The 23,486-nt window shown below is 74.7% G+C and carries 13 protein-coding genes; 9 read left to right on the top strand and 4 right to left on the bottom strand.

The features are described 5' to 3' along the window. Window positions 1–8 precede the first annotated feature (8 nt). The 6 genes from ACLJWH_RS32595 (at window position 9) to ACLJWH_RS32570 (ending at window position 12,339) form a co-directional block, all read left to right on the top strand. Window positions 9–473: a hypothetical protein gene (locus tag ACLJWH_RS32595; RefSeq protein ID WP_411145371.1), complete on the top strand. Its 465-nt coding sequence runs from the start codon at window positions 9–11 to the stop codon at window positions 471–473. Beyond that, complete coding sequence (locus ACLJWH_RS32590) at window positions 470–856, top strand: GPW/gp25 family protein (RefSeq protein ID WP_411145370.1); 387 nt, start codon at window positions 470–472, stop codon at window positions 854–856. Before ACLJWH_RS32595 ends, ACLJWH_RS32590 begins: the two co-directional genes overlap by 4 nt. After that, on the top strand, window positions 853–4,188 hold the full coding sequence (locus tag ACLJWH_RS32585; RefSeq protein WP_411145369.1) for a putative baseplate assembly protein: 3,336 nt from the start codon (window positions 853–855) through the stop codon (window positions 4,186–4,188). The genes ACLJWH_RS32590 and ACLJWH_RS32585 overlap by 4 nt, the downstream gene beginning before the upstream one ends. Next, window positions 4,185–8,126 (top strand): putative baseplate assembly protein, encoded by a 3,942-nt coding sequence (locus ACLJWH_RS32580; protein WP_411145368.1) that lies wholly within the window; start codon window positions 4,185–4,187, stop codon window positions 8,124–8,126. The genes ACLJWH_RS32585 and ACLJWH_RS32580 overlap by 4 nt, the downstream gene beginning before the upstream one ends. Before the next feature lie 121 nt (window positions 8,127–8,247). Next, entirely contained in the window at window positions 8,248–10,434 is a 2,187-nt protein-coding gene (locus ACLJWH_RS32575; RefSeq protein WP_411145367.1) for a hypothetical protein, read from the top strand. Between the two features lie 321 nt (window positions 10,435–10,755). Continuing rightward, window positions 10,756–12,339: a DUF6519 domain-containing protein gene (locus ACLJWH_RS32570; protein ID WP_411145366.1), complete on the top strand. Its 1,584-nt coding sequence runs from the start codon at window positions 10,756–10,758 to the stop codon at window positions 12,337–12,339. A 418-nt stretch (window positions 12,340–12,757) separates the two neighbouring features. Here the strand turns inward: ACLJWH_RS32570 and ACLJWH_RS32565 are convergent, their stop codons facing one another. From ACLJWH_RS32565 to ACLJWH_RS32555, 3 genes are read right to left on the bottom strand one after another with little or no spacing between them, the layout of a single operon-like run. Next, entirely contained in the window at window positions 12,758–14,176 is a 1,419-nt protein-coding gene (locus tag ACLJWH_RS32565; protein WP_411145365.1) for a VWA domain-containing protein, read from the bottom strand. Window positions 14,177–14,201: 25 nt separating this feature from the next. After that, complete coding sequence (locus ACLJWH_RS32560) at window positions 14,202–16,946, bottom strand: DUF5682 family protein (protein WP_411145364.1); 2,745 nt, start codon at window positions 16,944–16,946, stop codon at window positions 14,202–14,204. Beyond that, complete coding sequence (locus ACLJWH_RS32555) at window positions 16,943–18,076, bottom strand: ATP-binding protein (RefSeq protein ID WP_411145363.1); 1,134 nt, start codon at window positions 18,074–18,076, stop codon at window positions 16,943–16,945. The genes ACLJWH_RS32560 and ACLJWH_RS32555 overlap by 4 nt, the downstream gene beginning before the upstream one ends. A 259-nt stretch (window positions 18,077–18,335) precedes the next feature. On the opposite strand from ACLJWH_RS32555, the gene ACLJWH_RS32550 reads away from it, so the two are divergent. Next, window positions 18,336–19,694, top strand: a complete 1,359-nt coding sequence (locus ACLJWH_RS32550) for an SWIM zinc finger family protein (protein WP_411145362.1) — start codon at window positions 18,336–18,338, stop codon at window positions 19,692–19,694. A 212-nt stretch (window positions 19,695–19,906) separates the two neighbouring features. After that, window positions 19,907–21,721 carry a DUF5691 domain-containing protein gene (locus ACLJWH_RS32545; RefSeq protein ID WP_411145361.1) on the top strand — a complete coding sequence of 605 codons (1,815 nt, stop codon included), beginning with the start codon at window positions 19,907–19,909 and terminating at the stop codon, window positions 21,719–21,721. A 65-nt stretch (window positions 21,722–21,786) separates the two neighbouring features. On the opposite strand, the gene ACLJWH_RS32540 is transcribed toward ACLJWH_RS32545, so the two are convergent. After that, window positions 21,787–22,245 carry a cobalamin B12-binding domain-containing protein gene (locus tag ACLJWH_RS32540; protein WP_411145360.1) on the bottom strand — a complete coding sequence of 153 codons (459 nt, stop codon included), beginning with the start codon at window positions 22,243–22,245 and terminating at the stop codon, window positions 21,787–21,789. Between the two features lie 393 nt (window positions 22,246–22,638). Here ACLJWH_RS32540 and ACLJWH_RS32535 point away from each other — a divergent pair, with 393 nt between their 5' ends. Further along, the gene (locus tag ACLJWH_RS32535; protein WP_411145359.1) at window positions 22,639–23,442 is read left to right on the top strand and encodes an esterase/lipase family protein; all 804 of its coding nucleotides are present in this window, start codon (window positions 22,639–22,641) and stop codon (window positions 23,440–23,442) included. Window positions 23,443–23,486 lie beyond the last annotated feature (44 nt).

Raw genomic sequence — 23,486 nt, 5'->3', positions numbered from 1 at the left:
AGTACTACGTGGCGACCGGAAATCTCGTCCATGGGGGTGCGGTGATCAGCTGCCCGCACGGAGGGCGCGCGTCATCCACCGCGGCCGGCGGATCGGACGGTGTACGGATCGACGGCGCGCCGGTGGCCACCACCACGGACCTCTTCACGATCAGCGGGTGCCCGCAGGTCGTCGATGGCCGGCCGCAGCCGTGCATCAGCCTGCGCTGGCTGCCGGACAGGGCGGCCGACGCCGTACGGATCGACGGGGTGCCGGTGCTGCTGGACACCACCGCGGCGATGTGTTTCAGCGCCGGGCTGGTGCCACAGGGCCCGCCGGTCGTGACCTCCGCCCACCGGAGCCACCAGGTTCACCAGGTTCACCAGGGCGATCGCAGTGACCACAGCCATCACCGCCATGACGGCCACCAGGCCCACCAGGCCCACCAGGCCCACCAGAGCCACCACGGCCACCAGGGGGTGTCCCACCGATGAGGGCCACACGGCACATCCGTACCGACATCGCGTTTCCGTACCGGATCGACCGGCGCGGGCGGACCGCGCTGGCCGGCCATGACGACCATGTACGGGATCTGATCGAGCAGTTGCTGTTCACGAGTCCGGGCGAGCGGGTGATGCGGCCGGATTTCGGCTGCGGGCTGCTGGATCTCGTCTTCACGCCGAACAGTCCGGAACTGGCCTCGGCCGTCGAGCTGTCCGTCCAAGCCTCGTTGCAGCGATGGCTGGGCGATCTGATGGAGGTCGAATCGCTGGACGTGGTGAGCGAGGAGAACGTCGTACGGGTGTATCTGCGCTATGTGGTGCGTGCCACCGCGAGCCGGCGTGACGAAGTGTTCGAGGGGCGGGGCGAGGCATGACGCAACTGAAGGGCACGGCCGGTGAATTGGCGTGCCGGACGGACGACGGTCGCCGGGGTCGTATCCGGTCGGCGCGGCTCAACGGCGTGGACGAGGTCGAGGTCGCGGATGACGGGGTGACCTTGACGGTCACCTTTCTCGGGAAGGCGCCGCACGGGCTGCGTCCGGAGAACGTCCGGATCGACGGTGGGCGGCGGGTGTCGGGGCTGACGGCGCTGGAGATATCCGTCGAGCGGGAGGAGGATCCGGAACTCGACGACCGGCTGTTCGTCCGGCTGGACCGGACCGGCGACACCTCCCGCTACCGGCTCTCCCTCGTCGGGACCGACCCGTACGGGCGCCCCGGCAGCGAGCCGTACGAGGGCTTCGACCAGCGGTACTTCAGCCAGGAGTTCTTCTTCCGGGTGGACTGTCCGAGTCCGTTCGACTGCGCGGACGGCGCCGCGGCCGACGACTGCCCGGACACCGTCGAACCGGCGCCGGTCATCGACTACACCGCGCGCGACTACGACACCCTGCGGCAGCTCGTACTGGACCGGCTGCGGCTGACCACCCCCGACTGGACCGAGCGCAACCCCGCCGACCTGGGCGTGACGCTGGCCGAGCTGCTCGCGTACACCGCCGATCAGATCAGCTACCAGCAGGACGCGGTGGCGACCGAGGCGTATCTCGATACGGCCCGGCGGCGGGTCTCCGTACGGCGGCATGTGCGGCTCATCGACTACCCGATGCACGACGGCTGCAACGCTCGGGCGTTCGTGTCCGTGGACGTCGTCGAGGAGTTGCCCCTGCTCCCGGGTGACTACCGTTTCGCCGCCGTCGACACCAGGACGTACGGACCGCACGACCGGCCCGGGACCGGGACCGTCATCGACGACCGGGACCTGGCGGTGCTGGACGAGCGCGGTGCGGTGGAGGTCTTCGAGCCGGTCGCCGACGCACCCCTCGTCCTGCGGCCCGAGCACAATGCCATCCGGCTGTGGACCTGGGGCGGCGAGGTCTGCACCCTGCCCAGGGGCGCCACCGGCGCGACGCTGCGCGACGAGTGGACGGACGAGGGCCGCGAGACGCGTGCGCTCCGGCTCGCCCCCGGCGATCTGCTGCTCTTCGAGGAGGTCAAGGGAGCGCGGACGGGTACGCCCGGGGACCAGGACCCGGCGCACCGGCAGCCGGTCCGGCTCCTCTCCGTCACCCCGGCCGTCGACCGGCTCGACGATCAGCCGGTGCTGGAGGTGACCTGGGCACCGGCCGACGCGCTGACGTTCCCGCTGTGCCTGTCCACCCTGGGCGGCCCGGACTGCGCGCCCGTCGAGGACGTGAGTGTGGCGCGCGGCAATGTCGTGCTGGTGGATCACGGGCGCTCACCGGCCTTCGGGGACCCGGCCACGGAGGAGACGGAAGGCGAGACCGTCACCGTCCCGCCCGTCCCCGCCGTCCTGGGCTCCTGCGGCCCGCCCGCCTTCGGCTGCGGCGATGTGAAGGACGGCGGCAACGCCACCGCACGGCTCGTCGGCGACCTCATCGAGAAGACCGGCGCCCACCAGGCGCTCTCCCCCGACGACATCCGCGAGCTGTTCACCGTCGTCGGCGAGGAGGCCACCGGGCGGGCCGGCCTCGGCCTGGAGTCGGCCGGGCGGCGGACCGAGAAGGTGGTACCGGGTACGGCGTACGCCCAGGCGGCGGCGTTGCGCACGCTGCTCGCGCAGTCCGTCTACCCGGGCATCGCACCGCGCTTCCGTCCCGTACTGCACCGCTCCCCCGTCGTCCAGCGCGTGCCGTTCCCGGAGCCGCGGTTCCTCGCGGCCGGGCAGGCGGAGCGGCTGGCGGCGATCCCGGAGCGGGTGCGGGGGCGGCTGGTGGAGCTGTGGCGCGACGCCCGGGAGCACGACGGGCTCGGGGAGGCCGAGATCGACGAACTGACCCTCCTGTTCGGGCTGAAGGTGCTGGAGCGGCTGGAGCTGCGCCGCCATCCGGTGCGCGCACTGCGGGAGTTGCTGCACCGCAGCCCGCGGCTGCTGGCGGCGAAGCTGCGGCGGCTGGCGGTGCTGGGCGCGCGGGCACGGGCGGGCACGGTGCTGGACGGGCGTACGGCGTGGGAGATCGCGCATACGTGGGGGCCCGTGTACGCGGCCGGTCTGGACCCGAGGGAGCCGGTGCTGCACGGCCCGGCCGCCGCCGTCCGCCAGGACCCGCGCCAGGCCCTCCCGGCGGTACACCTGACGGAGGCGAGCACGGAGGTGACAGCGGAGGCGGAGGTGGCGCCGAAGGCGGAAGCGGAAGCGGATACGGAATCGGAAGGGCATGGGGAAGCGGACGCGGCTGTCGGCACCGCCGCTGACCCGGCCGCCGTACGTCCCCACCACCGCCGCGGCACAGCGGTCACCTGGACCCCCCGCCGCGACCTCCTCGCCAGCGGCGGCCGCGACCGGCACTTCGTCGGGGAGCTGACGGACGACGGCCGGCTCGCGCTGCGCTTCGGCGACGGGCGGTACGGGGCCCGCCCCGCGCCCGGTGCCCGGCTGCGGCTGCGCTACCGGCTCGGCGGCGGCACCGCGGGCAACGTGGGCGCCGAGGCCATCAACCACCTTGTCCTGCGCCGCGCCCCCGAGGAGTCGGGCGCCGACGGCCCGATGCCGGTGGCGGGCGTACGCAACCCGCTGCCCGCCGTGGGCGGCACCGCACCCGAACCGGTCGAGCAGGTACGGCAGCTGGCGCCGCTCGCGCTCCGGCGGACCCGGCTGCGGGCCGTCACGGCGGACGACTACGCGGCGCTGGCGGCCGGGCTCCCCGGCGTGCAGCGGGCGGCGGCGGACATCCGGTGGACCGGCAGCGTGCAGGAGGCGCAGGTCGCCGTCGACGCGTACGGGACCGAGGAGCCCTCCCCCGCGCTGCTGGACTCGGTGGCGTACGCGCTGGAGGGGTACCGCAGGATCGGGCACGACCTGGTCGTGGGGCCGGCCCGGCTGGTGCCGCTGGACATCGCGCTGGAGGTCTGCGCCGTGCCCGGACATCAACACGGGCAGATCCTCGCCGAGTTGAGCCGGTTGTTCGGCAACCGGGCGCTCCCCGGTGGGCGGCTCGGTTTCTTCCATCCGGACGCGCTGACCTTCGGGGAGCCGGTCCGGCTGAGCCGCCTCGTCGCGGTGGCCGCGGCGGTGCCGGGCGTACGGAGCGTGGCGGTGACCCGGCTGCGCAGGCTGTTCCATGAGGACCAAGGGGAACTGGAGGCGGGTGTGCTGCGGCTCGGACCGCTGGAGATCGCCCGGTGCGACAACGATCCGGACCGGCCCGAGAACGGCCGGCTGGCCATCGAACTCGGGGGTGGGCGATGACGGAGCACGAGACGGAGCACGAGACGGCGAACGAGACGGCGTACGGCGGCGGTGGCCGCGGGTGCAACGGAGGTGCCGGCGGGCTCGACGAGCGCCGCGCCCCCGCCCCGCCCCACAACCCGCCCGGCCGCACCACCCTCGACTACCGCGTCGGCGCGTACGGCTCCTTCCTGGCCGCGATGGTCGACCGGCTCGCCTCGCCCGCCTACCCGGCGCTGCGCGGGCTGACCGTCCGCACCCCGGACGATCCGTCGATCGGGCTGCTGGACTCCTGGGCCGTGCTGGGCGATCTGCTGACGTTCCACAGTGAGCGGATCGCCGAGGAGGGGTATCTGCGGACGGCGAACGAGCACCGGTCGCTGGCGCTGCTGGGGCGGCTGGTGGGGCACCGGCCGCGGCCCGGCGTCGCCGCCGACACCTCTCTCGCGTACACCCTGGACCGCGATCCGCGCGCCGCCGATCTGCCGGTGGTGATCCCGCGCGGGGCGCGCAGCCACAGCGTGCCGGCGGGGCCGGACGAGGAGTCGCAGACCTTCGAGACCACGGAGGATCTGACGGCCCGTTGGGCGTGGAACGAGCTGGCGGTCCGGCGCCGGCGGCCCGCGCTGCTCACCGCGGACGACCTCGGCACCCGCCCGGAGCTGCTGGTCGAGGGCACACATACGGCGCTCACGGTCGGCGACCGGCTGCTGTTCGACTTCGGGGCGCAGCGGGTGCTGCTCCCGGTGGCCTCGGTGCGGACGGACCGTACCGAGGACGTGACGGGGCTCGGGCTGGCGCAGTCGGCGCCGGCTTCGCTCGCGGAGCTGGTGGCGGAGTTGCGCAGATGGATCACCGAACCGGCCGACGCCGGTGATCCGGACGACCCGGGCTATCCGCCGCCGCCCACCCCGCAGCACCCCAACCCACGCCCGATCAGCGGGTTCATCGCCGACTTCGAGGTCCAGGTGCTGGCTCCGCTGCGGGCGGACCTGGACGGCATCACGACCCCGGAGCAGTTCGCCGGGCGGCTGGCCGGGCCGCATGAGCGGCTGGCGGAGGCGCAGGCACTGGCGGCCGGGTACGCGAGGGTCGCCGCCTGGTTCGAGGAGCTGGCGGCGGTGGTCGGCGAGCTGGCGGCGCGGGCGGGGAAGCTGTCGGGGGACCCGGCCGAGGAGCCGCCGGGCGCCCCGCCGGGTCCGGCCCCGGCGGAGGCGGCGCCCGCCGTCGGTGCCACCTTCCGGTCCGCACCCCGTGCCGACCGGACCCCCGCCGCCGTCCGGGCGCTGGCCGCCCTGCTCCCCGCCCTCCGTACCCGTGCCGTCCGCCCGCCGGCCGGGTCGCGGGCGCTCTCCCACGATCCGGCCCGGCTCTTCGGGGCGGGTTCGGATCTCGGTGCGCAGCTGCTGGCGGCGCTGGATCCGCGGGTGGCCGACGGGCTGTACCCGGCGTGGCGGCGGGCCGCGGCGGCCCCGTCCGTCGCGTCCGGTGGCGCGCAGGCCCCGGCCCCCGCCGTGCTGCGCGAGGTCCTGGCCATGCGGGTGACGGCCGCGCCGTTCGGGGCGACGGCGCCGCTCAAGCCCGTCCAGGACGACCGCGGCCGGGTGATCCGGACGGCGGACTGGCCGCTCACCGGGGCGGCGCTGACCACGGTGCGGGTGGTGTACGACACCGCGGGCAAGGTGCCGGTGCGGGCCGAGTTCCAGTACGTCGAGACCGGGAGTTCGGTGCAGCGCAGCGAGAACCTGCCCGCCGATCTCACCTTCCCCCTGGGGCCCGGCCGGGTCGAACTGTCCACCCGTACGGGTTCCGACCACGATCTGAGCTGGCTGGGCCGCCGGCCGGCCGACTCGCAGGAGCCGGGGGTCACCGCGCGGCTGCTGGCGGGGCTGCCCGAGCGCACGCTGTTCGTGTCGCGGCCCGCCGAGGACGGCCGGATCCATATCGCGCTGGACAACGGCACACCGTTGCAGTGGCGGCTGGCGCCCGGCGAGCACAAGCAGGTCACGCACGGGGAGTACGAGGTGACGGTGACGGTGGCGTCCGGCGGTGAGCCGCCGGGGGTGGAGATCGGCATCGCGACGGTGCCGCGCCCCGCCGACCGGCTGGCGCTGCCGCTGGACGCGGTGTACGACGGGATCACGGTCGGCGGCTGGGTCACCGTGGAGCGGCCCCGTAAGGGTGCGGACGGCCCGGACGGCATCCCGGGCGACAAGCGGCTCGCGTCCGTGACGACCAGGGTGACGGGGGTGCGGACCGCGGTCCACACCCAGTACGGGGTCACCGGCCGGGGCACCCTGCTCACCCTCGCCGACCCGTGGCTGGACGAGCACGATGTGGTGCTCTCCGCGATCCGGGACACCACGGTGCACGCGGCGGGCGAGGCGCTGCGGCAGGCCGACGACCCGGTGGGCGAGGACGTGCACGGCGACGAGCTCGAACTCGCCGAGCTGTACGACGGGTTGCGGCCCGGCCGGTATCTCGTCGTGTCCGGTGAGCGGACCGATATTCCGGGTGTGACGGGGGTGCGCGGCACGGAACTCGTGGTGATCGCGGGCGTCCGCCAGACGCTGGATCCGCAGTTGCCCGGCGACCGCGTCCACACCACGCTCACCCTCACCACGGATCTGGTCCACCGCTACCGTCGTGACACGGTCCGCGTCCAGGGCAATGTGGTGCCCGCCACGCACGGCGAGAGCCGCGACGAGCCGATCGGCAGCGGCGACGCCGCCCGCGCCCACCAGACGTTCGCGCTCTGGCAGTCACCGCTGACCTGGCTGCCGGACGGTAATCCGCTGGGCGCCACCCCGCAGTTGGAGGTACGGGTGGACGGTCTGCGGTGGCACGCGGTGGACAGTCTGGCCGGGCGCGGTCCGCGCGCGCGGGTGTATGTGACCGGCACGGCGGGCGACGGGCGGACGACGGTGACGTTCGGCGACGGGGTGCACGGCGCCCGGCTGCCGACCGGCCACGACAACGTACGGGCCCGCTACCGCTTCGGCAGCGGCCGGGCCGCGAACGTCGCGGCGGACCGGATCACCCAGGCGGTCACCCGGCCGCTGGGCGTCACCGGGGTCACCAACCCGCAGCCCGCGACCGGCGGTACGGACGCCGACGGCCCGGGGCTGACCCGCCGCACCGTGCCGCTGGCCGTCTCGGCGCTGGACCGCCTGGTCTCCGTCGCGGACTACGCGGACTTCGCGCGGTCGCGGGCGGGCATCGGCCGGGCCTCGGCCCGCGAACTGTTCGACGGTCGGCGCACGGTGCTGCACGTCACCGTCGCGGGCGTGGACGACATCCCGATCGCGCCGGACGCGGAGGTGCTGCGGGCGCTGCGGGCCGCACTCGCCGAGTACGGCGATGCCCGGCTTCCGGTGCGGGTGGACGTCCGCGAGACGGTCCTGCTGCTGCTCGCGGCGCGGGTGAAGGTGGCGCCGGACCACTCCTGGCCACTGGTCGAGCCCCGCATCCGGGCTGCCCTGCTGGCAGAACTCGGCTACGAGGGGCGGGAGTTGGGCCAGCCGGCCCGGCTGTCGGAGGTACTGGCCACCGCGCAGGCGGTGCCCGGCGTCGACCGGGTGGACGTGGACGCCTTCACCGGCGTCCCGGCGTCCGTCACCCCGGAGGGGCTCGCCCTGCTGGCCGACCGGTTCACCGGCCCGCCCGCCACCTCGGTGCCGTCCCGGCTCGCCACCTACGACGAGCAGGTGTACGAGGTCACCGCGGACGGCCCGGGGGCTCCGCCGCCGGTGGCGGACGGGGAGACCCTGACCTCCATCGCCGCCCACCACGGCATCTCACTGGCCGAACTGCTGCGCCTGAACCCCGACATCACCGACACCCGGCCGCTGGCACCGGGCCGCGCGGTCCGCGTCTTCCGCGGTATCCGGCCGGCCCAGCTCGCCCTGTTCTCGCCACGGGTCGCCGACACCCTGATCCTCACGGAGGTTGCCCGATGAACGCAGGCCGCCCGATGAACGGAGGCTGCCCGATGAGCCCGAGCCGGGGCCCGGACCGGAGCCGGCCGCCCGTCCGCCGTCCGGCGTGCGCGGTCGCGCGTGAGCGGCGCGGGGGCACGGTATGACCAGGGAACCGGACGGGCTCGCGGAGCTGCTCCCGCAGTGGCACCGGCTGCGCGACGCGGCGGAGGGCGAGCCGCTGCGCGCCCTGCTGGCCGTCATCGCCGAGCAGGCGGACCGGATACGCGACGGGGTCGAGCAGCAGTACGACGACTGGTTCGTGGAGACCGCCGCCGAGTGGGTGCTGCCCTACCTCGGCGACCTGGTGGGCTACCGCCCGCTGCCCGGCTACGAACGGGTCCTGGCGACGGGCCTGCGGGACGGCGGGCCGGACGGCGACGGACTGCCGGACGCGTCCCGGCGGCGGCTGGCCGAGGCGCTGGCACCGCGCCGCGATGTGGCGGCCACCGTCGGCAACCGGCGCCGCAAGGGCACCCTCGCACTGCTGGAGGAGCTGTCGCAGGACGTGGCCGGCCGGCCGGCGCGGGCGGTGGAGTTCTCCCGCCTCCTCGCCCAGCAGCAGCCGGTGAAGCTGTACGGCTCGGGCACCGCGGCGGCGGACGCGCGGCGCGCCGGGCGCGGCCGGCTGGTGGACGTACGGGACGGCGCGGCGCTGGATCTGGCGGGCGGCCCGTTCGGCACGGTGGCCCGCTCGGTGGACGTACGTCGCGCCGCCTCCCGGCACACCCAGGGCGGTTACACCCCGGCCGGGGTCGGGCTGTTCGTCTGGCGGCTCAAGCCGTACTCCGTCACCCGGGCGCCCGCGTACTGCATCGACCGGGCCCGCAACCTCTACACCTTCTCGATCCTGGGCAACGACAGTCCGCTGGTGACCCGTCCGGAGCCGGAGCCGTCCGCGACGCATATCGCCACCCTCGACAATGTGCCGGCCGTCATCCGCCGCCGGCAGCTGCACGACCGGCTCGCGGACTACTACGGGCCGGGCAAGAGCTTCACCATCCGGCGGGACGGCCATGAGACCCCCGTACCGCTCTCCGACATCGTCGTGGCCGATCTCTCCGACTGGCGCTACCGGCCCAAGCGCGGGCAGGTCGCCGTCGATCCGGAGCTGGGCCGGCTCGCCTTCGGCACGCGCTCGGCCCCCCGGCAGGGCGTTTGGGTGGACTACCACTACGCGTTCGGGGACGACCTGGGCGGCGGCGAGTACCCGCGCGCGGACCGCCACACACCGCCGGACGCGACCGTCTACCGGGTCGGGCCGGGCCGGGACTTCCGGCGGATCATGGACGCGTACGGCGCGTGGCGGCACGACCGGCGGTCCGGCCGCTGCGGCCCGGAGGCGATCATCGAGATCACCCACAGCGGCGCCTACCAGGAGCAGCTGGACTTCGACCTCGATCCCGGCGACCGGCTCCAGCTGCGCGCCGCCGAGGGCACCCGGCCGGTGATCCGGCTGCTCGACTGGTACAGCAACCGGCCCGACGCGCTCAACATCCGTGCCAGGGAGTCGGATTGCGCGCCCGGCGACCGGCCGCGGATGGTGCTGGACGGCCTGCTGGTCACCGGCCGCGGCCTCAATGTCACCGGGCCGATGGGCGCGGTGGTGCTGCGGCACTGCACCCTGGTGCCGGGCTGGTCGCTGGAGCCGGAGTGCGCTCCGCACTCCCCCGAGGAGCCGAGCCTGGTCCTGGACCGCACCACGGCCTGCGTCGAGATCGACCGCAGCATCCTGGGCACCATCGAGGTGATCGGCGACGAGGTGGGCACCGATCCGCTCACCGTCCAGCTGCGCGACAGCATCCTGGACGCCACCGGGCACGACCGTGCGGCGCTGTCCGCGCCGGACTGCCGGTATGCGCACGCGGTCCTGTCGGCGCACCGCAGCACGGTGCTCGGCGAGGTGCACACGCACGCCGTGCGGCTCGCCGAGGACAGCATCTTCACCGGACGGCTGGAGGTCGCCCGGCGCGGCATCGGCTGCCTGCGGTTCAGCTATGTGCCGCCCGGCTCGCGCACCCCGCGCCGCTACCGCTGCCAGCCGGATCTGGCGGGCCCCGGCGACGCCGCCCGGGTCCGTCCGCTGCTGCGCGCCGAGCGCTACGGGGCGGCCGCGTACGGGCAGTTGGCGGCGGGGTGCGCCGAGGAGATCCGGCGCGGCGCGGCGGACGGCGCCGAGCTGGGCGCGTACCACGACCTCTACCAGCCGCAGCGCGAGGACAGCCTGCGGGCCCGGCTCGCCGAGTACACCCCGGCGGGCACCGACGCCGGGATCGTGTTCGTGACGTGAGCCCGGCCGACCGTTCCGCCGGGCGCCGGTGCGGCTCGCCGTTCCGGGGCGACGGGGGCTCTTTCCGCTCGCTGTTGCGTGGCGACGGGTCACCGTCCCTTGGCACGGGGCGGCTGTGGCACTCGCCGTCCGTGCGGTGCGGACCGCGCGGACACCAGGAACCGCGCGGGGCCGTGCCGAGTTCCGATCCACCGTCCGCGGCCTGCCGTCGCCCGTCCCGTACCGTCCGCACCCGCCGCGGCCTGCCGGCTTCCGGCCCGCACCACCCGCGGCCTTCCGACTCCGACCGTCCGAGCTTCCCGTACGAGGGGGAACCCTTCCATGCACGCAGATCTCTCCCGCATCACCTACCGGCCGGAGCGGCACTACTCCGCGGTCCTCGCCCAGCAGGGCCGGGTCCAGCTGGACGCCGACGCCAATGAGCAGACCGCGATCCAGCTCTTCCAGGCCCGTACGCTCGCCGCCGACCTGATCGGGCAGCACGGCGGGCCGCAGGACGCCACCGGCTTCCGGATCGAACTGCGCGGCGGCAGCCATGAACTGGACGATCTGCTCATCGGCGGCGGCCGCTATTACGTGGACGGCATCCCGTGCGACGCGGCCCGCCCGCAGCCCGGTGTACCGGTGCCCGCGGAGGGCGCCGAGGGGCAGGGCGGTGCGGATGATCCGGGTGCGCCGGCCGGGGCGCCCGCCACCTGGACGTACTGGGACCAGCCGGACGGTTTCCGCGACCCGGAGCGGCCCGGCGACCGGCTGCCCACCGCCTTCCCGTATCTGGCCTACCTGAAGGTGTGGGAGCGGAGCGTCACCGCGGCCGAGGACCCGGCGCTGCGCGAGGTCGCGCTCGGTGCGGCGCTGCCGGACACCGCGGCGCGCGCCAAGGTGGTGTGGCAGGTACTGCCGCTGCCCGGCGCGGAGCTGGGGCTGGACGGCGACAACCCGCCGGCCGACGACATCCGCGCGGCGTTCACACGCTGGGCGCAGCGGGCCGCTGCCCCGGCGTCCCGCCTCGCGGCGCGCAGCGAGCGTCCCGGCCAGGCGGACGACGACCCGTGCCTGGTCGCACCCGACGCCCGTTTCCGGGGCCCGGAGAACCAGCTCTACCGGGTCGAGGTGCACGAGGGCGGCACCGCGCAGGAGGCCACCTTCAAATGGTCCCGCGAGAACGGTTCGGTCACCTTCCCGGTCGATGAACTCGACGGCACCTGGGTGGACCTGGCGACCCTGGGCAGCGACGACAAGCTCGATCTGAACGTCGGCGACTGGGTCGAGTTCGTGGACACGGCGTATACGAGCCGAGGCGCGGCGGAGCCGCTGCTGCGGGTGGCGGAGGTGGACCTGCCGGGGCGGCGGGTGCGGCTCTCGGACGAACCGGCGCCGGGCGTCGGACGGCGGCCCGAGCTCCATCCGTTCCTGCGCCGCTGGGACCAGCAGGAGGGCGGCTGGCAGGGCCGGCGCGGCGCGCGGACCGACCGGCTGCGGCACGGTGCGGTGCGCGTCGAGGAGGGTGGCTGGCTGCCGCTGGAGGACGGCGTCGAGGTGTACTTCGGGACCGGCGGTACCTACCGGACCGGCGACTTCTGGCTGATCCCGGCCCGGACGGCCACCGGTGACGTCGAGTGGCCGACGGACGCGGCGCGCCGCCCGCTGCTCCAGGCCCCGGCCGGGATCGCGGTGCACTACGCGCCGCTGGCGTGGGTGCGGGGCGCCCAGCCGGCCACCGATCTGCGGCTGGCGTTCCGGCCGCTGTCGGCCGGTATCCCGGCGACGGCCGACGCACCACCGGCCGCCGGGGCGGGGGCCGGTACGGCGGACCCGGCGACCGATGCCGCGGCGACCAGGCCCAGCCGCTCCCAGACCACCGCCGCGGCCGAGGCCGCCGTCGACGAGGAGGGCACCGGCTGAGGGCGCACCGGCTGAGGACGTACCGGCGGTCAGCGGCGCCGCTGGGGTCGGTGGCGGCTGAGGGTGCACCGGCGGTCAGCGGCGCCGCTGGGGTCGGCGGCGGCTGAGGTCGGTGGCGCTTACCGCCGCCCGTACTTGCAGGGGTGGGGGCGCCGTCCGGGACACCCGAACTCGTAGGGACGGAGGCCGGCCGGCGGAATCCACTCGGCGGGTGGCGGCCGGGGATCGGGGGACGGAGACCGGGGATCAGGGGCCGGGGCCGGGGCCGGGATCAGGGACCGGGACCGTAAGCCCCCTCGGTTCCCCGGGCCCCAGTCCCCCGCAGTCGCCGCAGTCCGTCCGCCGCCCCTCCATCTCCGCTCATCTCCACTCATCTCCGCTCGTCTCTACTTCTGTTATCTCCACTCCCTCTCTCCGCTCATCTCCGCTCTGTCGTATCCGGTACGGGCAGCGGCCGTTTCTCGATCGCCGCCGCCATCACCTCCGGGAAGAGATCCGGCGTACACGCGAACGCCGGTGCGCCCAGGGCCGCGAGGGCCGCCGCGTGGTCACGGTCGTATGCGGGCGCCCCCTCGTCGGAGAGCGCCAGCAGCGTCACGAACTGCACCCCGGACGCCTTCATCGCGGCGACCCGCTTGAGCATCTCGTCGCGGATACCTCCCTCGTACAGATCGCTGATGAGGACGACGACGGTCTCGGCGGGGCGGCTGATCCGGGACTGGCAGTAGGCGAGTGCGCGGTTGATGTCCGTACCGCCGCCGAGCTGGGTGCCGAAGAGGACATCGACCGGGTCGTCCAGCTGGTCCGTCAGATCGACCACCGCGGTGTCGAAGACGACCAGCCGGGTGTCGATGGCCCGCATGGACGCGAGCACCGCGCCGAACACCGAGGCGTAGACGACCGACGCGGCCATCGAACCGGACTGGTCGATGCAGAGCACCACGTCCTTCTTCACCGACTGCGCGGCCCGGCCGTAGCCGATCAGCCGCTCGGGGACGACCGTGCGGTACTCCGGAAGGTAGTTCTTGAGATTCGCCCGGATCGTACGGTCCCAGTCGATGTCCCGGTGGCGCGGGCGGCTGATCCGCGCCGAACGGTCCAGCGCGCCCGTGAGGGTGGCACGCGTGCGCGCCGTCAGCCGCTTCTCCAGTTGCTCGACGACCTTGCGGACGACGGCCCGCGCGGTCTCCTTCGTCGTCTCCGGCATGACCTTGTTGAGCGAGAGCAGGGTGCCCACCAGATGGACGTCCGCCTCGACGGCCGTCAGCATCTCCGGCTCCAGCAGCATCGCGGACAGGCCCAGCCGGTCGATGGCGTCGCGCTGCATCACCTGCACCACGGACGACGGGAAGTACGTACGGATGTCGCCCAGCCAGCGGGCCACCCCGGGTGCCGAGGCCCCCAGCCCCGCCGCCCGCTTCCCGCCGCCGCTGCCCGCGCCCCCCTTGCCCCGGCCGCCCTCGCCCTGCCCGTAGAGCGCGGCGAGCGCACCATCCATCGCGGCGTCCTGACCGCGCAGCTCACAGCCGGTCCCGTCCGCCCCACCACCCCCGAGCACCAATCGCCACCGCCGCAGCCGCTCGGCGTCGGTGGCGGTGGCGGTGGCGGTGGCGACGTCGGCTACGGGGGCGGGTGCGTCCGTCCCGGGGGCGGCCGACGCGTCGGTCTTCGTGTCGGTCATCGCGTCGGTCATCGCGTCTGACGTCATGTCGGTCGTCGCGTCGGTAGTCATGTCGATCACCGCGTCGGTCGTCATATCGGCCGTTTCGCCGGTCGTTGTGCCGGTCGTTGTGCCGGCTGTCGTATCGGCCGTCGTATCGGCCGTCGTATCGCTCATTCCGCCACCCCCGGGAAGTCGGTCATCACGCCGCCCCCGTAAGGTCGTTGGCCGTTCCACCGTTCGGGCCCGTGTCCTCGAAACCGGCCTGGGCTATGCCCAGCAAGAGGCGCAGGGTGGGAAGTACGGCCGCGGCGCGGTCGCGGTCCAGGCCGGGGCCGAAGCCGGGTGCCGCCGCGTCCGTGTGGCCGTCCGCCGGGTGGCGGGCGGCGGCCGTGGGCCCGCACCGGATCAGCTCACCGAGCGTGCGCCGCACCCCGGCGTCGTACTCCGCGAAGGTCCTGCGCAGCAGTGGCAGCACATCCGTGAACGCCGCCGCCGGCACCCGCGTCAGCCAGCCGTCCACCAGCGCGAGCAGCCGTTCGTCGTGGACCAGCAGCAGCCCGCTGCCGTCCCCGCCCCCGGCGAACCCCTCGATCCACCCGGCCGCGTCGACGGGCGGGGTCCCGGGCGAGAGGGCGAACCCCATCAGCCGCTCCGCTCCCCCGTCGCCCAACTCCCCGTCATCCAGCAGCAGTCGGGCGGCTCGTCCCCGTATCAGTCCGGGAACGGTGTCCCGACCGGAAATCGCCCGCAGCACCCCGGCCCACCGGACCCGCAGCCCCGCTACGGCGCCGTCCCCGCCGCCCGGTTCACCCCTGGGTTCGCCCCCGGGTTCGTCCCCGAGCTCGTCCCCGGGTTCGTCCCCGAGTTCGTCGCCGGGGTGCGCATCGGTCGCCGACTGGTCCAGCAGGGCGACGGCCCGGTGGGTGGCGTCGAGATGGCCGCGCAGCTCCGCGGCGCCGTCCGCGTCCAGGCCCACGCAGGCCGGCGGCAGACCGACGAAGACCCGCTCGGCCAGGCCGGTCGCGACCTCATGGAGCGCCGCGCCGTCCGTGCCGCGTACATCGCCGTACCGCACGGATCGCACGAGGGCGGGCAGCGCCTGGGCGAGATGTCCCACGTCGGCGTCGAGTGCCGCGCGGTCCGACAGTGCCCGCATCACCACCGGCAGGGCGTCCGGGAGCCCGGCGAGCAGACAGCGCTCGGCGAGCGCCGTGACCTCGGCGAGCGCCGTCGCGCCCACTGCGTCGGACGCGGCCCTGGCCGTGGCGGCGGAGAGCACGGTCGTGCCCCAGATGCCGGCCTCCGCGACCCGTACGGACAGCTCCGGTTCCCAGTGGAGCCGCCAGGTCTCCCGGAAGGTGCCGGTGCTGCCGCGGGATCGTGTCGGCTCGCCCCAGGGGATGCCGAGCAGCCGTAGCCGGTGCAGCAGCCGGCTGCGCCCGGCGTCCGTCTCCTTGCGCAGGTCCAGCTCCACCTCCCGCTCCAGCGCCTCCGGTTTGAGCCGCAGCGACCGCTGGCTGCGGTCGATGTCCCGCTGCAACGGCACCGCGGGGGCGTCCGGCGGGACCTCGCCCAGCACCTCCCCGACGACGAGCCGCTCGTGGATGAGCGACAACGGCGCCTCGGAACCGTCCCCCATGACGGCCCGGATCGCGTCGGTGGTCTCGGCGAGCCCGGCCAGCGGCCGGCCGCGCACCGTGGCCAGCCCTTCGGCGAGCCGTACCGCCTCGATGACGTGTGCCGACGAGACCGCGTAGTCCTCCGCTCTGAGCAGCCCGGCGACCTTGGTCATCCAGCGCTCTACGGGGCGGTCGGGGGCGTCGAAGAGATGGCCGTACCAGCCGGGCGAGGCGACACCGGCGCCGTAACCACTGCGGCGGGCGAGCCGCCGGTGCGTCCACGGCACCCAGGTCACCGCCGTCTTCACCTTGGGCAGGCCCTTGAGCAGCTGCCGGTCCGCGGTCACGGTGCTGCGGCGGGCCAGCGCCGGCACATGCCACGCCCCGCACACCACGGCGAGACCGTCCCCGAACTCCCGCCGCGCGGCCCGCAGCCGAAGCCGCATATGGGCCTCCCGCACCGGGTCGCGGTCGTGTCCGCCGTCGCCGTACGTCTCGCGCAGCGCGCCCATCGCCTCGGCCAGCGCCGCGAACGGCGCCAGCGCGTCCGCCCCCGGCCCTCCCCCGGCCCCGCGCCCGGCTCCGCTCCGGTGGGAGGTGTCCCCGCCCCCGCGGTGTTCGACCACGTCCTCCCACCAGCGCTCGGCGTCGTCGTAACCGGCGGCCGCCGCCAGCGCCCCGATCGGATCGATCCGCACATCGGCCCCGTCCCCGGACACCTCGGCAGCCCCGGACGCCTCGGACTCCCCAACCGCTCCCGCGCCGTGCTCCCCGCCCGCGCCACGGTCCATGCCCGCTCGGTCCGCCCCGGCTTCCCCGTCCTCCCCGTTCGCGCTCTCCCTTCTCTCTCCGCTCTCCCTTCTCTCCCCGCTCTCCGTGCTCTCCGTGCTCTCCGTGCTCTCCGTGCTCTCCTCGTTCTCCGCTCGCCACGCCAGGGAATGCGCCGCGGGCAGATCGATGAAGCGGACCGGGACGCCACGCTCCACCGCCCAGCGCAGCGCGACCCACTCCGGGGAGAACTCGGCCAGCGGCCAGAACGCCGCGCGGCCCGGATCGTCCAGCACATGGGCGAGCAGCGCGACGGGTGGCCGCATGCCCTCCTGCCCGGCCAGCGGCACCAGTTCGTCAGCCTCCGGTGGGCCCTCGATCAGCACCGCGCTGGGCGCGCACTGCTCCAGGGCGGCCAGCACCGCCCGTGCCGACCCCGGGCCGTGGTGCCGCACACCGAGCAGCACCGGCCCGGCCGTACGCACCGCCGCTACGGGCGCCGCCGCCGTCCCGGTCACCGCCACCCCCGTGGCCGGACCCGCCCCTCCCCCGGTCATGCGCTCACCTCTCGGCAGGCCCGGTAGAAGTCCTGCCAGCCGTCGCGCTCACGCACCACTGCCTCCAGGTACTCCTGCCATACGACGCGGTCCGCGGCCGGATCCCGGACGACCGCGCCCAGGATGCCCGCGGCCACGTCACCGGAGCGCAGCACGCCGTCGCCGAAGTGCGCGGCCAGCGCCAGGCCGTTCGTCACGACCGAGATGGCCTCGGCCGTGGAGAGCGTGCCGGACGGCGATTTGAGCTTGGTGCGGCCATCGGCGGTGATACCGCCCCGCAGCTCGCGGAAGACCGTGACGACCCGGCGGATCTCGTCCATCCCCTCCGGGGCGGCCGGCAGTTCCAGCGAACGCCCTATCTGCGCGACCCGCCGGGAGACGATGTCCACCTCTTCGTCCGGTGTCGCGGGCAGCGGCAGTACGACGGTGTTGAAGCGCCGGCGCAGCGCGCTGGAGAGTTCGTTGACCCCGCGGTCGCGGTCGTTGGCCGTCGCGATCAGGTTGAAACCGCGGACGGCCTGCACCTCCTGCCCCAACTCCGGGATGGGCAGGGTCTTCTCCGACAGGACGGTGATCAACGTGTCCTGTACGTCGGCCGGGATACGGGTCAGCTCCTCGACCCGTGCGGTCATGCCCTGCGCCATCGCGCGCATCACCGGACTGGGCACCAGCGCGTCCCGGCTGGGGCCGTTCGCGAGCAGCTGGGCGTAGTTCCAGCCGTAGCGGATCGCCTCTTCCGGCGTGCCGGCCGTGCCCTGCACGAGGAGGGTGGAGTCGCCGCTGACCGCCGCCGCCAGATGCTCGGACACCCATGTCTTGGCGGTGCCGGGGACGCCGAGCAGCAGCAGCGCGCGGTCCGTCGCGAGGGTCGTCACGGCGACCTCGACGGTCCGCCGCGGGCCGACATATTTGGGTGTGATGACCGTGCCGTCCGCGAGCGTGCCGCCGAGGAGGTAGGTCGCCACCGCCCAGGGCGAGAGCCGCCAGCGCTCCGGCCGCGGCCGGTCGTCGGCGGCGGCGAGGGCCGCCAGCTCCGCCGCGAAGGTGACCTCCGCATGCGGCCGCAGCGCCTCGCCGGTCCCGGCCTCGCGCACTCCGTCAGGCGTCGTCTTGATGCTGTTCCCGGACATGGCTCCCCCAAGTCGCAAGGTGTGCGGCCGACTCCCCGCATCCCGTCGGCCGCTTGCGAAATCAAGCCTGCACCACACCACTGACAATCACCGGAAAACCGCCACTGACCTGCCGTTTCAGCAATCCTCCGGGGCTGCTTCCGCACTGTTCCCAGGGCTGTTTCAACGCCGTCGACAGCGCCGTCGGCAGCACCGGCTCCAGCGCCGACTCCAGCGCCGCCGACGGCGGTTGTCAGTGGTCGGTCGTAGCGTCGAGAACATGAATCCGCAGGGGGAACGCTGGACGACGGATCAGGTGCTCGCGCTGGCGCCTGACGCGACATCACGCAAGGCGGGCGGCAAGCTCGCGGCGCCGGGACCGTGGTCGGAGACGGGCACGGCCGACGGCGCGCTGTGGGGCCAGTGCAAGGGCAGCGGCAGCAAGCCGTACCGCACGGTCGTCGACCTCAACGGTCCGGCGTTCCGGTGCAGTTGCCCGAGCCGCAAGTTCCCGTGCAAACACGCGCTGGGGCTGCTGCTGCTCTGGTCCGGCGACGACCGGGCGGTGGCAGATCACGAGCCACCGCAGTGGGCGGGCGAATGGCTGACCGGCCGCCGCGAGCGGGCCGGGCGGCCCGCGGACGCCCCGTCCGGCGGCGCCCCGTCGCGCGCGCCCGCCGACCCGGCGGCCGCCCAACGGCGGGCCGAGCGGCGGATGCAGCGGATCGGCGCCGGGGCCATGGAGCTGGAGCAGCGGCTGGAAGATCTGCTGCACTCCGGACTGGCCACGGCGGACCGTGACGGTTACGGCTCCTGGGACGAGACGGCCGCGCGCATGGTGGACGCCCAGGCCCCCGGACTCGCGGCGTACGTCCGTGAGCTGGGTTCCGTGGCGGCCGCCGGTACGGACTGGCCGGCCCGGCTCCTGGAGGAGTGCGCCCTGCTCCACCTCCTCGATCAGGGCTTCCTCGGGATCGCGCGGCTGCCGGCCCCGCTCGCGGCGACGGTCCGCTCCCGCGTCGGTCTGACCACGGAGGCCGCGGAACTGCTGACCGGCCCCGAGGCCGCACCGGTCCGCGACCGCTGGCTGGTGCTCGCCCAACAGGACCACGAGGACGGCAGACTGACCACCCGCAGGATCTATCTGCGGGGTGAGCGGACCGGCCGGATGGCGCTGCATCTCTCCTTCGGCGGCGCCAACCGCCCCCTGGACCTGGCCCTGCCGCCCGGCCTGGTGCTCGATGCGGACCTCGCCCACTACCCGGGCGCCCGCCCGCTGCGTGCCGCCCTGGGCGAGCGGCACGCCCCGGCGGCGCCCGGCCCGGTGCCCGCGGGCTGCGGTATCGACGCGGCCCTGGCCGCCTACGGCGACGCACTGCGCGACGACCCCTGGCTGGAGTCCTGGCCGGTGGTGCTCGCCGAGGTCACGGTGATACCGGGCCGCGCCGGTCATGGGTGGCAACTGGCCGACACGGACGGCGAGTCGGCGCTCCCGCTCGACCCGCGCTGCCTCGGGCGGGCGGGGCTGTGGCAGCTCGCCGCCATATCGGGCGGTCTCCCGGTCACGGTCTTCGGCGAATGCGGCCACCGCGGCTTCCTGCCGCTGACGGTCTGGGACCCCACACCGGTGTCCCTGTGATCCGCACCCGAACCGCCGCACGACGCACACACCCGCCCGAGCCCGCCCCGCTCCCGGCTCCGCCCGAACGGGAGGTGCCCCCGTCCCCGCCGCGCACGCGACCGCCCGAGCCCGCCCATCCCACCGGCCCGGCCTGCGCCCCACCCGATGCCTGGAGGAACCCCATGACGAGCCCCACGCCTTCGCCTACGCCCACGCCCACGGCCATGCCCATGCCCTCATCCGCACCCACACCCACACCCACACCCACACCCGCACCGGCACCGGCACCGGCACCGGCACCCGCGACGCCGCCCGCCTGGGCCGAGTTGGTCGGCGCCGCGCTGCTCGGGACGGAGCGGCGGTCGCCGCCGGTGGTGGTACGGGCCGGGCAGAACGGCGCGGCCGCCCTGCTGGACGCGGCCGCGGTGAGCACGGTGCGCCGCCGTGCCGCGCTGCGTCCCGCGCCGGCCGGTGAGCGGCCCGCCCCGGCCCCGGCCGACCCGCGGCCACCCCTGCCGCCCGCCGCGCGGCGCCGGCTGTCCCTGCTGCTCGCCGACCGCGGCGGCACCGGCGGCGGCAGCCGTCGCAGCACGTCCCCGGACCTCACCGAGCTGCTGCCCCAGTGGCTCACCGCCGCGGCCGCGCACGGCTACCGCGCCCCCGACGCGCTGCTGCCCGCGCTGCTCGACGCCGCCCGTGCCCGTACGGACCTGCGGCCCACGGCGCTCGCCCTGGCGGGCCCGCGCGCCCGGTGGCTCGCGCGGCTCAACGACGACTGGAAGTTCGCGCTCCGCGACACCGGCGGCCTGGCCTCGCTCCCCGGCGCACCCGAGGACGTACCACGGATCTGGGCGGAGGGGCTGTTCGCGGAGCGGTCCGCACTGCTCACCGCGGTGCGCCGCCGCGACCCGCGCGCCGGTCTCGAACTCCTCCGCACCACCTGGGCCACCGAACGGGCGGAGGACCGCCTGGTGTTCCTCGACGCGCTGCGTGACGGTCTCACGGCGGCCGACGAACCGTTCCTGGAACAGGCGCTCGCCGACCGCAGCCGCACCGTCCGCGCCACGGCCGCCGAACTTCTCGCCGGGCTGCCCGGTTCCGCGCTCGCGGCCCGGATGGCACAGCGCGCCCACGCCTGCGTCGGCCTCGACCGCCCGGCCGAGGCGGCCCCGGCCGGCACCGTACCCGCCGGCACCGCGCCCACCGGCACGGCCGCATCACCTGGGGCGGCCGGTCCGGCGATCTCCGTCGAGGCGCCGCACGAGTGCGATGCGCGGATGCAGCGGGACGGCGTGGTGCCCAGACCGCCGTCCGGACGCGGTGAACGGTCCTGGTGGCTGGGCCAGTTGGTGGCAGCGGCCCCGCTGGACGGCTGGCGGGAGCGGTTCGGGGGCCGCGCTCCGGCGGCGATCGTCGCCCTGCCGGTGGCCGACGACTGGCGTACGGAACTGCACGACGCCTGGTGCCGCGCCGCCGTGCGCCAGAGGGACGCCGACTGGGCGCGGGCGCTGCTCGGCGCGCCCACCGCGCCACCGCAGGGCACCGAAGCCGCACCGGCCGGCCCGGCACGGGACCTGGCGAAGCTGCTCACCGTCCTGCCGGCGGACGAACGGGCCCGGTGGGTCGCGGAGTTCATCGCCGCACACGGCCTCTCGGACGCGTTCCGGATGCTCGGTGTCTGCGCGGTCCCCTGGGCCGAGCCGCTGGGCCGGGCGGTCATCGACGCGCTGGACATCGCCCGGGACGCGGGCAGCTATCCCTGGAGCTTCAGCGGGGTGATGGGCCTGGCCGAACGCTGCCTCGACCCGGCCGCCGCGGACCGCCTCGACATGCTCACCACGCTCACCGACGACCCGGAGGACGCCGCACCGGGCTCCGTCGGCTACTGGTCCGAGACGTTCCAGCGCCTCGTCGCCACCCTGCGTCTCCGCGCCACCATGCTCACCGAACTCGCCCCGTCCCCCACCGCCCCCGCGCAACCCGACCGGCCCGGCCACCCCGCCACACCCGACCGGCCGACCGCCCCCGAGCCGGAGGGCCGTTGACCGCCTGGGCGGCGGCTCCCGTGTCCACGCCGGCACGGGGGCCGGCCGCTCGCCCCGGCACTCCCTCAGACCGACAGCGGCCGTACGTTCGCGGTCACCCACTCCACGATGGAGGTCGTCGTCGCACCCGGCGTGAAGATCTCCGCGACGCCCTGGGCCTTGAGCGGGGCGATATCCGCTTCGGGGATGATGCCGCCGCCGAAGACCTTGATGTCCGCCGCGTCGCGCTCCGCCAGCAGGGCGATCACCTTCGCGAACAGGGTGTTGTGGGCGCCGGAGAGAATGGAGAGCCCGATCGCGTCGGCGTCCTCCTGGATCGCCGTGTCGACGATCTGCTCCGGGGTCTGGTGCAGCCCGGTGTAGATGACCTCCATGCCCGCATCGCGCAGCGCCCGTGCGATCACCTTGGCGCCCCGGTCGTGGCCGTCCAGCCCCGGCTTGGCCACCACCACCCGGATCGGCCCCGACCTGCCCGCCGCGCCCTGGCTTCCCGCTTGCGCTCCGTCATGCCGAGCCACACTCATCACTGCCTCCAAGCCATGCACGGCACGCACAGAGCGGTGCCGCCGAGCCGACAATCGATCGCGCGACCGCGATCCGGCGGCCACGAGCGTGAACGAACGTTATCGCCAGCATCGCGCACCCAGCCGTTTCGTGACATGCAGGGAGGGGGAAATCACACACCGGGACACGTTCGCTACGCGCCGCGTTCCGCGGGTGGTGCCGCCGGAGCCGGGCGGCGGAGTGCTCGCGGGGCGGGCGTCAGGGGAGCCGCAGCCGGACCGCCGCGCCGTGCACCGCGCTGCTGGGCGCGTACGCACCACGGGCACCACATCTCGACGTCGCCGCTCACGGCTTCCCATGAGGGCATACGGGGGCCGAAGCCGCCTCCCGCATGCCGTTCGGGAGGTCGGCCCATGCAGGCCATGCCCTTTTTCCGCACCCGTTTCGGCAGCACGGCCGTGGAGTTGGCGGTCCTCGCCGGACATCTGCTGCTCTATCCGACCGGCATCACCCAGGAGCGGCACCTCCCGCACCCCGCCCCCGCCCTCCCCGCCGAGGACCGCGCGCAGCCGCCGGTCCTCCTGCTCCACGGCTTCATCGACAACCGTTCCGTCTTCGTGCTGCTGCGGCGCACCCTGCTCCGGCACGGCCGACGACATGTCGTAGCGCTCAACTTCTCCCCGCTGACCTGCGATCTCCGCGCGGCCGCCGAGCTGTTGAGCCGACATGTGGCGGAGGTCTGCGCGCGGACCGGGCACCGCCGGGTGGACATCGTGGGGCACAGCCTCGGCGGGCTCATCGCCCGCTATTACGTACAGCGGCTCGGCGGCGATGCCCGCGTCCGCACCGTCATCACGCTCGGCACCCCGCACTCCGGCACCCGCGTCGCCCCGCTGATGTCGGCGCACCCGCTCGTCCGGCAGTTGCGCCCGGATTCCGGTCTGATCGCGGAGTTGGCGGGTCCGGCCCCGCACTGCCGGACGCGTTTCGTCGCGTTCTGGAGCGAGGCGGACCAGGTGATGGTGCCGACCGGGACGGCGCGCATCGATCACCCGGACCTCCTCGCGTCCAATGTGCATATCGCCGGCGTCGGACATCTCGCGCTGCCGGTCAACGGCGCTGTCGCGGCCGGTATACGCGAGGCGCTTGCCTCGGCGGAGACGGCAGAGGCAAATGAGGCGGCAGAGGGAGCCGAGCACGTCATTTCGGTGGCCTGACCCCCACCTCCCACCCCACACCCCGGCGGCCGCGCATTTCCGAA

Origin of the sequence: Streptomyces sp. x-80 (genome assembly GCF_046549095.1) — a bacterium.
Lineage (GTDB): Bacteria > Actinomycetota > Actinomycetes > Streptomycetales > Streptomycetaceae > Streptomyces > Streptomyces celluloflavus.
Note: the sequence above shows the minus strand (reverse complement) of the source record. Positions and strands in the feature narration are given on the sequence as shown.

What these genes read in the sequence shown, in the direction of transcription:
- ACLJWH_RS32540 (WP_411145360.1), bottom strand. Translation starts at nt 22,245, where the DNA reads ATGAGTGTGGCTCGGCATGACGGAGCGCAAGCGGGAAGCCAGGGCGCG.
- ACLJWH_RS32555 (WP_411145363.1), bottom strand. Translation starts at nt 18,076, where the DNA reads ATGTCCGGGAACAGCATCAAGACGACGCCTGACGGAGTGCGCGAGGCC.
- ACLJWH_RS32560 (WP_411145364.1), bottom strand. Translation starts at nt 16,946, where the DNA reads ATGACCGGGGGAGGGGCGGGTCCGGCCACGGGGGTGGCGGTGACCGGG.
- ACLJWH_RS32535 (WP_411145359.1), top strand. Translation starts at nt 22,639, where the DNA reads ATGCAGGCCATGCCCTTTTTCCGCACCCGTTTCGGCAGCACGGCCGTG.
- ACLJWH_RS32570 (WP_411145366.1), top strand. Translation starts at nt 10,756, where the DNA reads ATGCACGCAGATCTCTCCCGCATCACCTACCGGCCGGAGCGGCACTAC.
- ACLJWH_RS32545 (WP_411145361.1), top strand. Translation starts at nt 19,907, where the DNA reads ATGCCCTCATCCGCACCCACACCCACACCCACACCCACACCCGCACCG.
- ACLJWH_RS32580 (WP_411145368.1), top strand. Translation starts at nt 4,185, where the DNA reads ATGACGGAGCACGAGACGGAGCACGAGACGGCGAACGAGACGGCGTAC.
- ACLJWH_RS32590 (WP_411145370.1), top strand. Translation starts at nt 470, where the DNA reads ATGAGGGCCACACGGCACATCCGTACCGACATCGCGTTTCCGTACCGG.
- ACLJWH_RS32550 (WP_411145362.1), top strand. Translation starts at nt 18,336, where the DNA reads ATGAATCCGCAGGGGGAACGCTGGACGACGGATCAGGTGCTCGCGCTG.
- ACLJWH_RS32585 (WP_411145369.1), top strand. Translation starts at nt 853, where the DNA reads ATGACGCAACTGAAGGGCACGGCCGGTGAATTGGCGTGCCGGACGGAC.
- ACLJWH_RS32575 (WP_411145367.1), top strand. Translation starts at nt 8,248, where the DNA reads ATGACCAGGGAACCGGACGGGCTCGCGGAGCTGCTCCCGCAGTGGCAC.
- ACLJWH_RS32565 (WP_411145365.1), bottom strand. Translation starts at nt 14,176, where the DNA reads ATGAGCGATACGACGGCCGATACGACGGCCGATACGACAGCCGGCACA.